Origin of the sequence: Youxingia wuxianensis (genome assembly GCF_014385085.1) — a bacterium.
Taxonomy (GTDB): domain Bacteria; phylum Bacillota; class Clostridia; order Oscillospirales; family Ruminococcaceae; genus Youxingia; species Youxingia wuxianensis.
In genome coordinates this window covers 206,837-222,059 of sequence record NZ_JACRTD010000003.1, presented here as the reverse complement: position 1 = coordinate 222,059, position 15,223 = coordinate 206,837, and the positions used below count along the sequence as shown (strand labels likewise).

The following is a 15,223-nucleotide window of genomic DNA, read 5'->3' as shown; positions in this document are numbered from 1 at the left end:
AATATGACAAAAATTGGCGTGCTCTGCGCTATGGACAGTGAACTCGCCCTTTTAAAAGAGGAATTTTCTGATGGCCGAATGGAAAAGATCGGTTTTTTTTCCTTTTATATCGCCGTACGGGGGAATAAAAATATCATCGTAGGACAATCGGGCATAGGCAAAGTGAACGCCGCCGCATATACTCAAATTTTAATCTCCCATTTTGGCGTAGACGTTGTGATCAACAGCGGAGTTGCCGGCGCTCTTTCAAAGGAACTAAATGTGTTTGATGTGGCTATCTCAGACGAAGTGACAGAACACGATATAGAGCAAGGTGTACTGGAGGATTACCTCCCTTTCCGCAGCATCTTTTGTGCGGATAAAGCCCTGTCCGCTTTAGCACAGGAGATCTGCCGGGAAAAAAATATCCATTGTATAAGCGGCAGGATTGTTTCCGGCGACCGGTTTATCACTGACAGCAAGGTAAAGGAGGATATTATCTCCCGTACAGGCGGGGTCGCAGTGGAAATGGAAGGGGCCGCCACCGGACATGTCTGCTACCTTAACAGCATCCCTTTTTTAGTAGTTCGCTGCATTTCAGACAACGCGGACGACCAGGGTGATATTACTTATGAAGAGTTTTCTTCTAAAGCGGCTCAGCTTTGCGCGCAGATCACGCTGGGGCTAATTGAACGTATATAAATTAAGAGGCCGGTTAACTAATAACCGGCTTCTTTCTTTTTATATTAATCCCATTTTCCTTTTGTGTTCCCACCGATAAATGGAAATTTCACAGCTTCTAATTTTTTAAAAAGTCAATCGTTCTTTTCACGATTAATACTACACATATCAAACCTACAATACCGCAAATAACAGTATCCTTTAGATCTGCAAATCCTCCCGTGTATTGCTTTGCATAATAATAAATTGTCCATGTCAGCACTAACACAGACGCGCTAATACTTGACCAATAAGATTTCTTACTCATTTGATTTTCCTCGCAGACAAACTGAAATTGGTCGCATCTCTTCATCGGGAACGCTTTCCCGAATTGGGATTTATATTAAGTAAAATCAGCGCCGCTAATACACATAAAATTCCAATTCCGCTGGCAGCCGTCATTTCCTCATGAAAAACAAAGATTCCTACCAGCGTAGCTACCATAGGCTCCACTGTGGCCGTAATAGACGCTTTGCTGGATTCCACATAGGTCAGTCCCCAGGTATACAATAAAAATGGTATTGTACTGGAAAGCAGCCCGAAAGCTAAAATTTCTAAAATCAGCGGCAAATTCATACCGATCTTTTCCCAAAGTCCGCCAAAGTCCACTAAAAAACTGCACCCTATCGCCGCAAACACAAAGGTATAGGCGGTAATGGTCTGAGAGTCATATTTTTTATCCAACGCATACCGGCCAAAAATACTGTAAAGCGCATAGCCAAAGCCGGACAGAACCCCGGCAATAATACCTGCGGCCGTCACCTGCGCCGCCGCTGCCTGACCGATCCCAGCCACTAAAACGCAGCCTACAAAAGCCAACGCTAAGGATATCGTCTTTTGCAAGGTCATCTTTTCACGGAACAGCACAAGGGACAGGAGCATCACAAAAACCGGCGCTGTATACAGTAAAATAGAAGATACCGCCAAGGAAGTGTAGCTGATGGAAATAAAGTAACAGACATTAAAAAACACAAAACTGCAAAGTCCAGTACCTATAAAACACCAACAGTCCTTCGGTCTGATTTTTAAAAGGCTGCGGTCCTTTATCAGTAAAAGAATAGTCAGCACCGGCGCGGACACAAACGCCCTCAGGGAAGTTAGTTCAATGGAGGTAAAGCCGCGGGAACTTAAATCCCGTACAAATACTCCTATCAGCCCCCACAAAGCAGCTGCCGCAATAATGCTGATGTATGGTGTTTTTTTCATACGTCCTGTCCTCTTTTCTTCATACGAAGGATATTATACATCATATATTTTCTCCTGTCCATGGGAAAAGGTCTTATAAAACAACACGGCCGGGCAGGATACGCAAGTTCTTTTTCATTCGGAAGATAAGGCAGAACAAGGTTTTATAATTAAAAAAGCTCCTGGTCTGGACAGGAGCTTTTACTGTTTATTCTTCTGTTTTTTCTTCGCTGACTTCCTGCGACTGGCAGCTCTCACAAATCTGATTATCCTGCCCGTCATGGCAGCCGCAGTCTTCTTGCTCGTTTGCCTCTTCCTCACTGCATGCTTCGCAGTTTTCCAGGGAGGCTCCACAGCGGGAACAATACAAAGAGCCAATGACATTGGCCGCTCCGCACTGCGGACATTTAACTACCTTTTTCATCTCGTTGACCTTATCTTCCAACTCGCTCAACGCTACCAGCTGGCTTTCAATTTCCGCTACCGACATGTCGATTAGCTCCTGATTTTGCGTGCCCGCTTTGTTAAGCTGATAGATCAGCTCTCCTAATTTCAAATAGTTTTTATCTATTTCCGAGCGAAGTTGAGACGCCTGCAAGCGAAGTTTTGTCAGCTCTGCCATTTCTTTTGTTTTATTTCCCGCAACATCGACAATCTCTTTTGCTTTATTGATAATTTCATCAAACCGATTCATCAACCATTACCTCCATCTATCTTATAGCGCTTTACCAATGCTACTGGTCTAAATTATACACCTATTCTTTCCCGCTGGCAAGATGTTTGCCTTTCCTATCGTAAAACTCCAGAATTTTATCTTTTCTGGCGAGCATCTCATCAAATTGGCCAAGATATTCATAAGGGAACTTATAATTGGCAATCCTTTGAATATCCTCCCCCGCAGGCTCCCGCAGCTTCGTTACCGCCCCGGCGCCCACGGCGAATATGGAGTGAGTCTCATCCATGATATATACGTTATAGACCCCCTCTTTTCCCGGCCTGCAATACCCTACATTCTCCAAATTTCCAATGGTGCCTTTCTGCCGGTAAAGATAATACGGTTCATAGCCGCTGTTCATAATTTTGCTTTGGGAGTAATCGACCATCTTCTCCACTTCGCCGGTACGCTCCACCAACTCCTGATTATAAGAAAGGCTGGCGGAACGCTTTACCGTCAACGTATGTACCGTAATATTTTCCGGTAAAAGGGAGAGAACACCGTCAATCGTGTTCTGAAAACTTTCCAAGGTATCTCCCGGAAGCCCTGCGATCAGGTCCATATTGATATTATCAAAGCCGCACTGCCTTGCTAAATAAAACGCGTCCAACGTCTGCGCTGTAGTATGACGGCGGCCGATAATCTCCAGCACCCGATCGTTTAGCGTTTGGGGGTTGATGGAAATCCTCCCTACCCCGGCTTCTTTCATAGCTAACAGTTTTTCCCGGGTAATCGTATCCGGCCGGCCGGCCTCGATAGTATATTCCCATAGATTTTCAAAACTGAAATTTTCCCGGATAGCACCGCAAATTCTCTTTAACTGCTCCGCGGATAAGGCGGTGGGAGTTCCTCCGCCAAAATAAATCGTCCGCAGCGAAAGGCCCAGTTTTCTGGCAATCTTCCCTGTATATTCCAGTTCCCGGCAGAGAAGCTCTACATATTCCGGTATCAAGATTTGTGTTTTCTCAATGGCATGGGAGACAAACGAACAATATGCGCACCGGGTAGGACAAAAAGGAATAGAGACATACAAACTAAAACTATCCGGCGTATTTCTGGACAATATTTTCTCTTCCAGACAGGCGGTACGCTGCGCCAATGCAAATTTTTCGCCGCTCACCAAACAGGTTTCCTTAAAATGCTTTTCTATCTCCTGTGGTTTCTGTCCCGCCATCCGACGGGCCGCCAAAAGCTTTACTGGACGAATCCCTGTTAAAATGCCCCATTTTGGCTTGATTTTTGTAATCGGAGAAAGCAGTTTATAAACTGCTACTGCCATTTTCCGTTCGATCTCATTTTTCTCATCCTGAGGAGAGATTTCTTCTTCACGGGTAAAAAGGCTGCCGCTTATACAAACAGCAACCTGAATTTTATTCTGATTCATTCCGGTATAAATATATTCCTGCTGATCAGGCACCCCTTCTTTTACCTGGATTTTATCTCCCGGAAAAAACATCTGGGACACCCGCTCCATCTCATACCGATAGGGATGGCGATCAATAAAAATCGTCATGTTTTGGCTTCCTTATATAGGGATTTAATTTTCGTTCCATATCCAAAGTGCTGTCCGAACCATGCCCTGGCAATACTCGGTAGTCCCCCGGCAGCTCCGCTAGTTTTTTTACCGAAGCCAATAAGGTATGATAATCTCCTCCGTACAGGTCGGTACGTCCAATATCGCCGGCAAACAGAGTATCACCTGTAAACAGCAGCCCCCCACAGCGGTAGGTAACGCCGCCCTTTGTATGGCCCGGTGTGTCGATTACCTCAAAGCTGAGCTCCCCCGCAGTAAGCACATCCCCTTCTTTTACTAAGATATCCGGGTGCAAAATATAAATATCCGGGGTCATACCCCGCATGGTGGCAAGGCTTTTTTCCCGGTCCGCAAGCTGCTCTGCATCCTTTTCGCCTATTACCAGCTTACAGCCATAATCCTCTATTAGCCACTTTACGCCCCCAATATGGTCATAATGGCCATGGGTCAAAAGGATATATTCCGGTTTTAATTGCATCTTTTTGATAAACTCCATCAATTTTTCTGCCTGGGCGCCGGGATCGATAATCACCGCGATGTTGTTATCATCCGCCACAATATAACAATTAGTCCCTATGGGACCTACTGGTTTGATATAGAGTTTCATAAAGCCGCACCCCCATCTAATTCTTCGGCATAATCTCTTCCGTATCCAGAAGGATTGTCACCGGGCCGTCATTGCTGATGTCTACCTGCATATCCGCCCCAAATTCCCCAGTTTGAACAAGAGCTACCCCTTCGTCCTTTACCGCTGCGATAAATCGCTGGTAAAGGGCATTTGCCTGTTGAGGAGGGGCCGCTTTGGTATAAGAGGGACGTTTTCCTTTTTTAGCGTCGGCGCACAAGGTAAAGTTAGACACCACCAACATTCCGCCTCCAACATCCAGTAAAGAAAGGTTCATCTTGTCCTTTTCATCCGAAAAAATACGAAGGCCTGCTGTTTTTGCAGCTAAAAAATCTGCCTGTTCCACATCGTCCTGCTCTGTGACGCCTAGAAGCACCATCAGTCCCTGTCCGATTTCTCCCACAATCTTGCCATCAATGGTCACTGATGCCTTAGATACTCTTTGAAGGACCGCCTTCATATTGTGCCTCCATTCTATGCGGCGGTTTTATTGGATAGAACGGGTAACGCTCTCCACGCCGTCAATTTTTTTAAGATTATTAATGATAAAATTCAGCTGCTCAATATCTGTGACATGAAATGTCACAGATATCTCATTTTTTCCAACCTTCAGCTCCCTGGCGTTTAAGGTAGAGATCGCAATCCGCATCGAGCTGAGCGCCACGCTTACATCTGCCAGAATACCAAATCGGCCGTCGGTAACAATTTCAATTGTACTTTTAAAATGTTCTTTTTTGGCCGCTTCCATCGCCCATTCCGCATGAACCCAACGTTCCGCATTGTTAGGATCATTTAAAGAGTTTACTACGTTTAAGCAGTCCTTTTTATGAATGGATACCCCATAGCCGCGGGTGACAAATCCAATAATATCGTCTCCAGGAAGGGGATTGCAGCACCGGGCAAACTTTACAAGGCAGCTGTCCAGCCCTTCCACAATAACCCCGCCGGACACGCTCTTTCCCTTTTTAGGTTTTTGAGCGATCAGCACTTTATCCGCTGGGTTTTGCTCTTCCGCCGCACGGTACATTTTATTGTAGTCCTCTTTGACCCGAGGCATAATTTTAGAGAGCAGCACCCCGCCGTAACCGATAGCGGCCAGAAAATCATCCACCACCTCAAAATGCTGACGCTTCGCAATAGCAAGTAAAAACTCTACTCCTTGCGTTTCAGTCAAAGTGATCATATTGCGGCGAAACTCTTTTTCCAGTTCTGCTCTTCCTTGAGCGATGTTTTCTTCCCGGCGCTCTTTTTTATACCAGTTGCGAATTTTATTCCTGGCCTCGGTAGTACGGACAATTTTCAGCCAGTCACGGCTGGGAGAATGATCCTTGGCGTTGGTGGTGATAATCTCCACAATCATCCCGGTACGCACCTGGGTATCCAGCGATACTATTCGTCCGTCAATTTTCGCTCCCACCATCCGGTTACCTACTTCCGTATGGATAGCGTAGGCAAAGTCGATCACAGTGGCGCCTACCGGCAGATTGATCACATCCCCTTTCGGGGTGAATACATACACCTCCTCCGGGGAAAGGTCGCTTTTTATCGAACGGACGATATCTTCCACATCGTCTGTTTCCTTCTGATTTTCAATCAGCTGCCTGATCCATGCCAAGCGTTCTTCCAACTTATCCCGGCCGGAAATACCCGCTTTGTACTTCCAGTGAGCGGCAATCCCGTATTCCGCCGTATGATGCATATCCCAGGTCCGTATCTGGACCTCAAAAGGAATCGCTTCCTTATCGATCACCGTAGTATGCAGCGATTGGTACATATTTGGTTTTGGAGTGGAAATATAATCTTTAAACCGGTTGGGTATCGGCCGGAACAGATCGTGGATAATTCCCAGGATGTTATAACATTCAAAAACGGAATCTACGATAATACGCACTGCATAAATATCGAAAATTTCTTCAAACGCCCGCCCCTGGACATACACCTTCCGATAGATGCCATAAACGCTTTTTACCCGGCCCTCAATATAAATATCCGAATATTCATCCGCTAACCGTTCTCTGATTTTTTGTTTAATCTTCTCAAGAAATCTCAATCGGTCGGCCTTTTTCAGTTCCAGCATCCGCTCAATTTCATTGTATGCGACCGGATCCAGATAACGAAGTGAAATATCCTCCAGTTCCTCCTTTACCGCCCGGATACCTAACCGGTGCGCCAAGGGAGCATACACTTCCATTGTTTCCAGGGCCTTATCCCGGCGTTTTTGCTCCGGCATTACTTCAATGGTACGCATATTATGGAGCCGATCCGCCAGTTTAATAATAATTACCCGCACATCCTGGGCCATGGCAAGCAGCATTTTCCTAACATTCTCAGCCTGCTGTTCTTCCCGGGAGGAAAAGCTGATTTTTCCCAGTTTGGTAACACCGTTGACAAGAAGGGCCACATCTTGACCGAACTGTTTCTCAATAGACTCCAAAGCGGTATCTGTATCTTCCACCACATCATGCAGCAGGGCAGCCTGAATACACTCGCTGTCCATACCAAGATCTACCAGGATAATCGAAACAGCGATTGGATGAGAAATATAAGGTTCGCCGGAAACTCGGCACTGACCTACATGCGCCTTATTCGCCAGCTCGTAGGCGACCATAATCTTTTCTTTTTCGTATGCTTTGCCACTTTTATCGATGGCGTCCATCAGTTCGTCGATAGTATAATATTTCATTCTGCTCCTCCATCACAGCCTATTGGCCGCAACCATCAGAATTTAAAAAGAAAAACAAACGAAAGCATCAGCTGATGCTCTGTAATATTTTAGAAGTAGAAATATCCACCTTTTGCGGATTTTCGACTACCGTCACATTCTTATTACTGCCATCCGCTGTCAATTGGATCAACTCCATTTCTGAAAGCACGTCAATAGCAATTTTCATCTTGCATAAACAGGAAATATTGGGCCGCAGCTTAGAATAAAGCACCTCGTCGCTCAGGCGCAGCTGGCGCTTGGAACGAAGGTAGCGATAGACTACCGCAATATCCTCCCTGCTTGGCACAATCTCTTCTTTTTCTGAAGTCTCCAATTCTTCCTTACGCATCACCTGTTGGTAAATTTGTTCGGACTGATGAATACGATCATAATCCAACCCACACAGATGAATATCTTTAATCTTTATAGATAAGCGCTCTTCTCCATTATATTCATTTACTTCCAAAGAGGCCGCCAAATCTAGCGTTTCTCCTATAGTATAAGGAAAACTCTGCTGCGTCATACCAAAATAAACCGCATAAAACACCGTATTTCCTCCCGCAAAGCGCAGACGCAGATGTTTTCCGTCGCCGATAGGATAAATCCCCTGCAAAAGAACCTGCCTGATTTGAAAAAGAGGAGCCTCGTTTCCTGAACCGAACGGCTCCAGCATAGAAATCGGAGCAATCGCGTCTACCGTAAGCTCGCTGGGCAGAATATCACAGTCTACCGTCAGCGATTGCAGCGGCATCTGGGGATAGTGTTCCTGGGCCCAGGCGTTGATAGAAGAAATAAATTGATCCAGGTCTTTGGCATATAGCGTCAGCCCCGCCGCCTGGTTATGTCCTCCGTAACGGGTAAGCTGTTGAGAGCAGGCGTGAATCGCATCAATAATAGAAAATCCATCCACACTTCTTGCGGAACCTCGGGCTATCTCCCCTTCCACCGACAAAACAATACACGGCTTTCCAAACCGCTCCACCATCCGGGACGCTACGATACCTACGATCCCATGATGCCAGTTCTCCCCATAAATGACAATTACCCTTTGTTTAGTAATTTGCGGGCTTTGTTCTAATTTTTCCAAGATCTGTACAACGATCTGATCCTCTATTTGACGCCGTTTCTCATTAAGGGAGTTGATCTGTACGGCCAGTTCCTCCGCCCGCTCTTGATCATCACATAATAAAAGTTCAACCGCTTTATCCACCTGATCAAATCGGCCGGCAGAATTGATCCGCGGCACCAGAGTGAAGGCAATATTTTCACAGCTGAGCGTTTTTTCGCCCAAGCCGCACACCTTGGCAAGCGCCGCCAGCCCCGCATTTTCAGTTTCCTGAAGAATTTGCAGCCCTCTGCGAACAATTAAGCGGTTTTCTCCTATAAGCGGTACAATATCCGCAACGGTCGCCACTGCCACCAAATCGCCGTACTGGTCCAGCATCATATGGGAATCTTCCCCTTCCAGAGCGCATACCAATTTAAATGCAACTCCCACGCCGGCCAAATATTCACAGCCGCTCTCGTCCTCCAAGCGATGCGGATCTACAACTGCCACCGCTTGCGGGATCACCTCCCGGGGTTTGTGGTGGTCGGTAATCACCACATCCAATCCTAAAAGGGAGGCGTACTCAATTTCTTCTATGGCGGTAATACCATTGTCCACAGTAATCACCAGGCGAACCCCGCTGTCAAAAATCAGCTTTAGGGCCTCCTTATTAAGTCCATATCCTTCCCGGTCACGCTGAGGGATATAATAACACACATCAGCGCCGATAGTTTCCAAATAAGAATATACCAGTACGGTTGCCATAATGCCGTCGCAGTCATAGTCTCCGTATACAGCAATCTTTTCGCCTTCGTTGACCGCTCTGACAATACGCTGCACCGCTTTTTTCATGTCCTTAAGCGCAAAGGGATCGGAAAGTTTTTCTTCTACAGAAAAAAACGCCTGTATTTTCTCAGGTGTATCGTATCCCCTGGATGTCAACACTCTTGTCATTACAACCGGAAGTTTTGCCTGCTGCGCTAAAGATGTCACAAGAGCTTCCTCTGGGCTTTTTATTTTCCAATGTTTTATCGGCACGCCATACTCCTCCGTGTTTCCCAAGAGATTCTTAAAGTGGTATTATTTTACCACTTTTTGCTCCAAATTACAATATAACCCCTAAATTGCCTTTTGACAGGGGTTTTTATAAAAGAAAATCCCCTGTCAAAAGACAGGGGATGAAATTTATTATTGCGCGCTAGAGGGCGCTTCTTCCTCGGCAGTCTGCTCTGCAGGAGCTTCCTGGGTTTTCCCTTCCTGAGCCGGAGCCGCTTCGTAGACTACTTCGTCTTTTTCTTCCACCGGAGCAACATTCTCTTCCTTCTGTTCAGGCTCGATCAGCGCTCTCATCGAAAGGCTGACACGTTTCTTCTCCAAATCAACCTCTGTGATCTTTACCTGAACTTCCTGACCGATAGCAAGCACATCGGAAGGTTTATTAATTCTCTCGTTGGAGATCTGGCTGATATGAATCAAGCCGTCTACCCCGGGAATAATCTGAGCAAAAGCCCCAAACGGAGTCATGGAAACAATCTTGACAGTAACTACAGCGCCTGCAGGATAATCTTTCTTCATGATTTCCCAAGGATTGTCCTCGGACTTTTTGTAACCCAAGGAAATTTTCTTGGTATCCGCATCGATATCTTTAATATATACTTCGATCGTATCGCCCACATTGACAACTTCAGACGGATGTTTGATCCGATTCCAGCTTAATTCGGAAATATGCACCATACCGTCAACACCGCCAAGGTTAACAAACGCGCCATAGCTGGTCAGAGATTTTACAACGCCGGTATACACTTTGCCAACCTGCGCATCCGCCCAGAATTTCTCCTCCAACTCTTTTCTCTGCTCTTTAAGGATCACCTTAATGGAGCCAACCGCGCGTTTACGCTGTCTGTTGACCTCCAGGATTTTAAACTGAACTTTCTTCTTGAGAAGGTCCTCCAGATTGTCCGAACGGGACAAGGTTGCCTGAGAAGCAGGAATAAACACCTTTACCCCATTGGTCAGCACTAAAATACCGCCCTTGATTACTTCTACAACAACGCCTTCCAAGACTTCCTGGGTATCTACCGCGTTCATAACTTTTTCAAAACCGGCAGCCGCATCCAAGCGCTTTTTGGAAAGCATTACGGTACCTTCCACATCGTTTACGCGAATGACCAGCAACTCCAGCTCATCGCCGACTTTAACAATATCTTCCGGTTTTGCATTCGGATCGTCCGTAAGTTCTGATAACGGAACATATCCCGCATGTTTTGTACCGATATCAACCGAAATTTCATTCGGCGCTATGCCGGTAACTACAGCGGTTACCTTCTCCCTATTATATATTGTTTTGAAGGATTGATCCAACATCTCTTCAAAAGAAAGCTCGTCCTGATCTTTTAAAATCTCACTCATTGTTTTATGTACCTCCTTAATTATGCAAGCCGGCGTTGAGGCGCCCGCTGTGACACCAATATTAGTATAACCCATCAAATCCAGGTCATACACCTCTTGTGGGCGCTCAATGGAAAAGGTATCGCATAGTCCGCCGCACAAGCTCGCAAGTTTAGCCGTATTGGAGCTATGTTTTCCGCCGATAACAATCATCGCGTCGCTTTTCGCGGCTAACTCCATCGCTTCTTGCTGTCTTTTTTCAGTAGCAATACATATTGTATCAAATATTTTTAGGTTTGTACACACCTTTTTTAGTTTTTCTACACATTTTTTCCATTCTACTGTAGAAAAAGTTGTTTGAGCTACCAGTATATATGGGCAATCTTCCGGTAACATTTGTTTGTTTATTAGAGAATCCAACTGATCCGCACAGGGAAACACCAAATAACTCCCTTGGCAAAATCCTGCAATTCCTTCCACTTCCGGGTGGGAAATATCTCCGGCAATTAAAATCGTATGATCTTTAGAGTATTTCTCTACTGTCAGATGAATTTTCCTTACAAAAGGACAAGTAGCATCGATCACCTTATGACCGGAGGCCGCCAACTGTTCATATACTTTTTTAGGCACCCCGTGCGAACGGATAATCACCGTGCTCCCAGGCGGCGCCTGCTCAATCGTTTCAATCGTCTTTATCCCTTGCTCCTGCAGGCTCTCTACAATCTGGGGATTATGAATGATTTCTCCCAAGGTGCAGGTCTTTTCCGGTTTTTTTGCCTGGGCGAAAGCCGTGTCCACCGCCCGCTGTACTCCAAAGCAAAAACCTGCTGTTTGCGCTATGGTTATCACGGCTGTTCCTCCAATAACTGGTTAATGCTGTTCATGATTTTAATGCTTGCTTCTTTAATCTCATGGGTGGACCCTTCGTGAAAACCCAGTTCTTCGTATGTTATCAATTTTCCATAAGAAACTATTACCTTGCTGCGAAAATGCGCCTTTCCTCCCACAAGCTTAATCCCGCAGGGCAGGACGCTCGCCTTGGTCTGATGGGCGATGACCGCCACTCCCGATTTGGGCCGCAGAGTCTTTCCGTCTTTTGAGCGGGTTCCTTCTGGGAACATAGCGAGAATTTTTCCCTCTTCAATCAGCTTGGCCGCCCACTGGATGGCCCCGCTGTCCCCTTTTCCCCGCTGGATAGGAAAAGCCCCCAGTTTGTTGAAAAACCACCGCAGAAACCCATTCTCAAACAGTTCTGCTTTCGCCATAAAATACATCTGTCTTTTTACTTTTTCGGCTGCAAATACAGGATCGTTCATGGTCTGATGATTTGCCGCCAGAATATATCCTCCGCTTTCAGGAATATTTTCTTCTCCGACACATTTTATATTGAAATACAGCCGCCACAGCACAACCGCCAATCCGCGAATGATCTTATAAAACATCTTTCAGCTTCCCTTCTACCAGCTCCGTCATAGCCTGCACCGCCTGCTCCAATGTAAAATTAGTTGTATCAAGAAGCGTGGCGTCCTTGGCCTGGCGAAGGGGGGCAATCGCCCGGTTGCTGTCGTTGTAATCCCGCTGAATCACTTCTTCCAGCAGCTGATCATAATCCACTTTATGACCCTTTTGGATAAGTTCTTCATAACGACGGCGGGCACGGTCCTGCGGAGTCGCCGTCAAAAAGATTTTTACCTGGGCGTCCGGAAGCACTACGGTTCCAATATCCCGGCCGTCCATCACCACATTGTTTTGTTTGGCTATATCCCTTTGCAAATCAAACAAAAATTCCCTCACCTTTGGGATAGCGCTTACATTGGACGCCGCCATGGAAATCTCCGGCTGACGGATTGCTTGGGAGACATCCCGCTCCCCTAAGAAAACCCGCTGTTCCCCCTGAACAAACGCAAGTTTCACTTCTATTTCCTCCAGCAAAGGAACAACCTCTTGCTCGGAGGCGGTATTCTTTCCCTTTTCATAAGCATATAAGCCGATGGCACGGTATAACGCGCCGGTATCCACGTAGATATAGCCAAACTTTTTTGCCAGGTGTTTGGCAATGGTGCTTTTTCCCGCACCCGCCGGCCCGTCGATCGCGATTGATACCATATTGCATTCCTCCTTGTCCGCTACATGTTCTGTGCCGCAAGATAGGCTGTGGAGAAGGCTACCTGCAGGTTAAACCCGCCGGTAAAGGCATCCACATCAATCACTTCCCCGGCAAAAAATAATCCTTCCACCAGTTTGGATTCCATCGTTTTTGGGCTGATTTGTCCCACATCCACCCCGCCGGAAGTAATAATCGCTTCTTCCATGGGACGAAACCCTTTGGGAGTCAGCGGAAGAGCTTTAAGCAAAGCCGCAAATTCCCTGCGCTGTTTTTTTGTAATGCTGTTTACCTTCGTCTGCGGATCGATCCCTGATAAACGAACCGCTACGGGAATCATTTTTTTCGGAAGAAGCATCGACAAAGAATTGATAAAATCTTTGTTTTTCTCCCCTTCAAAATCCCGAAGCAGCCTTGCGTCCAGCTGGGCCTCGTCCAGTCCCGGTTTTAGGTCAATAAACAGCCGATACCTTTCCGGATTCTCATTCATATAGGCAGACGCGCTTAATACCAGCGGTCCGGATACGCCAAAATGAGTAAAAAGCATCTCTCCCAGTTCAGAAAATATGGGTTTGGATTTGCCTTGTTCTTTCAGGCTCAAGGTAACGTTCTTTAATGAAAGTCCCATCAGCTGAGCGCACCAGGGTTCTTTTACTACAATCGGCACCAGCGATGGACGGGCAGGCACCACCCTGTGCCCCAGTTTTTCCGCCATACGATAACCATCTCCTGTGGAGCCGGTTAATGGATAACTCAGACCTCCTGTAGCGATCATTACCGCCTGCGCCGGCAAAACCCGCCCGTCTTCCAGCAAAACGCCCGTCACTTTCCTATCTTGTGTAAGGACTTCTTTTGCCTGTCCCTGAACAATCTTTGCCCCGCCGGATTTCGCAAATTTTACCAATGCGTCCACAATTTCTACCGCTTTATCCGAAACTGGAAACACCCGGTTTCCCCGTTCGGTTTTTAATTTTACTCCTAAGCTTTCAAACAAGGCCATTACTTCACTGGAAGGAAAGCTGTTGATCGCTCCATACATAAAACGGGAGTTCGTGCGCACGTTTTTAATAAAATCATCCGGGGAACAATCATTGGTAACATTGCAGCGGCCTTTTCCAGTAATCATCACCTTGCGGGCCGCACGCGCATTCTTTTCTACAATTGTGACTTCCAATCCCCGGCGGGCGGCAAACCCTCCGCAGAGAAGTCCAGCGGCCCCAGCGCCGATAATGACTGCTTTTTTGTTCACTGCTCTTCCTCTTTTAACGCCCGGTTTTCATCTGAGCGTTTTTCATATACTTCATATTCATCCCAAATCTGTTCCAGCCGGGCATAAGTCTGGGATATTTCCTCCCGCTTTTTCATTCCTACCGCCACAATCAATGCATTAATTAAACTCAAAGGCGCTACTAGGGAATCCACAAAAGAAGCCATATCGCTGCGGGCCATCAAGACACAATCCGCATACTGGGCAATAGGCGACTTCCCGGAATCGGTAATAGAGATTACTTTGGCGCCATTGTTTCTGGCGTAACGGCAGGACATTACCGTGCGCTTGGAATACCTGGGAAAGCTGATAGCGATAAACACATCCTCCGGCCCGATACGCATAATCTGTTCAAACATTTCACTGGTGCTGGTAGTATTGATCAGACGCACACTTGGAAAAATATGATTGAAATAAAAGCTTAAAAACTGCGCCAGCGCTGAAGAAGAGCGTACGCCGATAATATAAATATTCCGGGCGGATACAATCGTATCCGCCGCTTTAGAAAAATCATCCATGCTGGTTTCTTCCAGCGTGTGGCGGATCTTATCAATATCCTTATTAAGCACCTTCGCCAAAATATTCGTATCGCCCATCTGGTCGTTGGTAACATCCATACGCTGAACGGTAGTCAATTTATTGCGTATTAATTCCTGAAGAGCCTTCTGAAGCTGGGGATAGCCCTCAAACCCAATCTCCGAAGCAAACCTCACTACCGTGGATTCGCTTACCCCCACAGTACTGCCCAGTTTGGAAGCGGTCATAAACGCCGCCTTATCAAAATGATGGATGATATATCCGGCAATCAAACGTTGGCCTTTGGAAAATTGCGGAGTCATTTGTTCAATGACTGACAACAGATCCTTTTCCATATTCATTCCCTCTTCTATTTTCATTTATTATTTAACAAATGCTAATGATACATCATTAATGATAGCGTAATCTCCTGCAAAA

General features: G+C 46.2%; 13 protein-coding genes. 1 reads left to right on the top strand and 12 read right to left on the bottom strand.

What is annotated here, in order from left to right:
• Positions 1-3: 3 nt before the first annotated feature.
• Positions 4-681, top strand: coding sequence for a 5'-methylthioadenosine/adenosylhomocysteine nucleosidase (locus H8705_RS05320; RefSeq protein ID WP_262394787.1), 678 nt, complete (start codon positions 4-6; stop codon positions 679-681).
• A gap of 327 nt (positions 682-1,008) precedes the next feature.
• Here the strand turns inward: H8705_RS05320 and H8705_RS05315 are convergent, their stop codons facing one another.
• From H8705_RS05315 to H8705_RS05260, 12 genes are all read right to left on the bottom strand, one after another.
• Positions 1,009-1,905 (bottom strand): DMT family transporter, encoded by an 897-nt coding sequence (locus tag H8705_RS05315; RefSeq protein WP_262394786.1) that lies wholly within the window; start codon positions 1,903-1,905, stop codon positions 1,009-1,011.
• Positions 1,906-2,092: 187 nt separating this feature from the next.
• Entirely contained in the window at positions 2,093-2,578 is a 486-nt protein-coding gene (locus H8705_RS05310) for a zinc ribbon domain-containing protein (protein WP_262394785.1), read from the bottom strand.
• Positions 2,579-2,639: 61 nt separating this feature from the next.
• The gene (gene hemZ, locus H8705_RS05305; protein ID WP_262394784.1) at positions 2,640-4,112 is read right to left on the bottom strand and encodes a coproporphyrinogen dehydrogenase HemZ; all 1,473 of its coding nucleotides are present in this window, start codon (positions 4,110-4,112) and stop codon (positions 2,640-2,642) included.
• Positions 4,096-4,740, bottom strand: coding sequence for an MBL fold metallo-hydrolase (locus H8705_RS05300; RefSeq protein ID WP_262394783.1), 645 nt, complete (start codon positions 4,738-4,740; stop codon positions 4,096-4,098). Before H8705_RS05300 ends, hemZ begins: the two co-directional genes overlap by 17 nt.
• Before the next feature lie 16 nt (positions 4,741-4,756).
• Positions 4,757-5,218: a D-aminoacyl-tRNA deacylase gene (gene dtd, locus H8705_RS05295; protein WP_262394782.1), complete on the bottom strand. Its 462-nt coding sequence runs from the start codon at positions 5,216-5,218 to the stop codon at positions 4,757-4,759.
• 27 nt (positions 5,219-5,245) lie between these two features.
• Positions 5,246-7,441, bottom strand: coding sequence for a RelA/SpoT family protein (locus H8705_RS05290; RefSeq protein WP_262394781.1), 2,196 nt, complete (start codon positions 7,439-7,441; stop codon positions 5,246-5,248).
• Between the two features lie 67 nt (positions 7,442-7,508).
• Complete coding sequence (recJ, locus tag H8705_RS05285) at positions 7,509-9,548, bottom strand: single-stranded-DNA-specific exonuclease RecJ (RefSeq protein WP_262394780.1); 2,040 nt, start codon at positions 9,546-9,548, stop codon at positions 7,509-7,511.
• Positions 9,549-9,698: 150 nt separating this feature from the next.
• Positions 9,699-11,747 carry a bifunctional 4-hydroxy-3-methylbut-2-enyl diphosphate reductase/30S ribosomal protein S1 gene (locus H8705_RS05280; RefSeq protein WP_262394779.1) on the bottom strand — a complete coding sequence of 683 codons (2,049 nt, stop codon included), beginning with the start codon at positions 11,745-11,747 and terminating at the stop codon, positions 9,699-9,701.
• On the bottom strand, positions 11,744-12,340 hold the full coding sequence (locus tag H8705_RS05275) for a lysophospholipid acyltransferase family protein (protein WP_262394778.1): 597 nt from the start codon (positions 12,338-12,340) through the stop codon (positions 11,744-11,746). The genes H8705_RS05280 and H8705_RS05275 overlap by 4 nt, the downstream gene beginning before the upstream one ends.
• Positions 12,330-13,004 carry a (d)CMP kinase gene (gene cmk, locus H8705_RS05270; protein WP_262394777.1) on the bottom strand — a complete coding sequence of 225 codons (675 nt, stop codon included), beginning with the start codon at positions 13,002-13,004 and terminating at the stop codon, positions 12,330-12,332. Before cmk ends, H8705_RS05275 begins: the two co-directional genes overlap by 11 nt.
• Before the next feature lie 20 nt (positions 13,005-13,024).
• Entirely contained in the window at positions 13,025-14,251 is a 1,227-nt protein-coding gene (locus tag H8705_RS05265; protein ID WP_262394776.1) for a BaiN/RdsA family NAD(P)/FAD-dependent oxidoreductase, read from the bottom strand.
• Positions 14,248-15,141, bottom strand: a complete 894-nt coding sequence (locus H8705_RS05260) for a MurR/RpiR family transcriptional regulator (protein WP_262394775.1) — start codon at positions 15,139-15,141, stop codon at positions 14,248-14,250. The genes H8705_RS05265 and H8705_RS05260 overlap by 4 nt, the downstream gene beginning before the upstream one ends.
• Positions 15,142-15,223: the final 82 nt, after the last annotated feature.

What these genes read in the sequence shown, in the direction of transcription:
- H8705_RS05320 (WP_262394787.1), top strand. Translation starts at nt 4, where the DNA reads ATGACAAAAATTGGCGTGCTCTGCGCTATGGACAGTGAACTCGCCCTT.
- H8705_RS05315 (WP_262394786.1), bottom strand. Translation starts at nt 1,905, where the DNA reads ATGAAAAAAACACCATACATCAGCATTATTGCGGCAGCTGCTTTGTGG.
- dtd (WP_262394782.1), bottom strand. Translation starts at nt 5,218, where the DNA reads ATGAAGGCGGTCCTTCAAAGAGTATCTAAGGCATCAGTGACCATTGAT.
- hemZ (WP_262394784.1), bottom strand. Translation starts at nt 4,112, where the DNA reads ATGACGATTTTTATTGATCGCCATCCCTATCGGTATGAGATGGAGCGG.
- H8705_RS05275 (WP_262394778.1), bottom strand. Translation starts at nt 12,340, where the DNA reads ATGTTTTATAAGATCATTCGCGGATTGGCGGTTGTGCTGTGGCGGCTG.
- cmk (WP_262394777.1), bottom strand. Translation starts at nt 13,004, where the DNA reads ATGGTATCAATCGCGATCGACGGGCCGGCGGGTGCGGGAAAAAGCACC.
- H8705_RS05310 (WP_262394785.1), bottom strand. Translation starts at nt 2,578, where the DNA reads ATGAATCGGTTTGATGAAATTATCAATAAAGCAAAAGAGATTGTCGAT.
- H8705_RS05260 (WP_262394775.1), bottom strand. Translation starts at nt 15,141, where the DNA reads ATGGAAAAGGATCTGTTGTCAGTCATTGAACAAATGACTCCGCAATTT.
- H8705_RS05300 (WP_262394783.1), bottom strand. Translation starts at nt 4,740, where the DNA reads ATGAAACTCTATATCAAACCAGTAGGTCCCATAGGGACTAATTGTTAT.
- H8705_RS05290 (WP_262394781.1), bottom strand. Translation starts at nt 7,441, where the DNA reads ATGAAATATTATACTATCGACGAACTGATGGACGCCATCGATAAAAGT.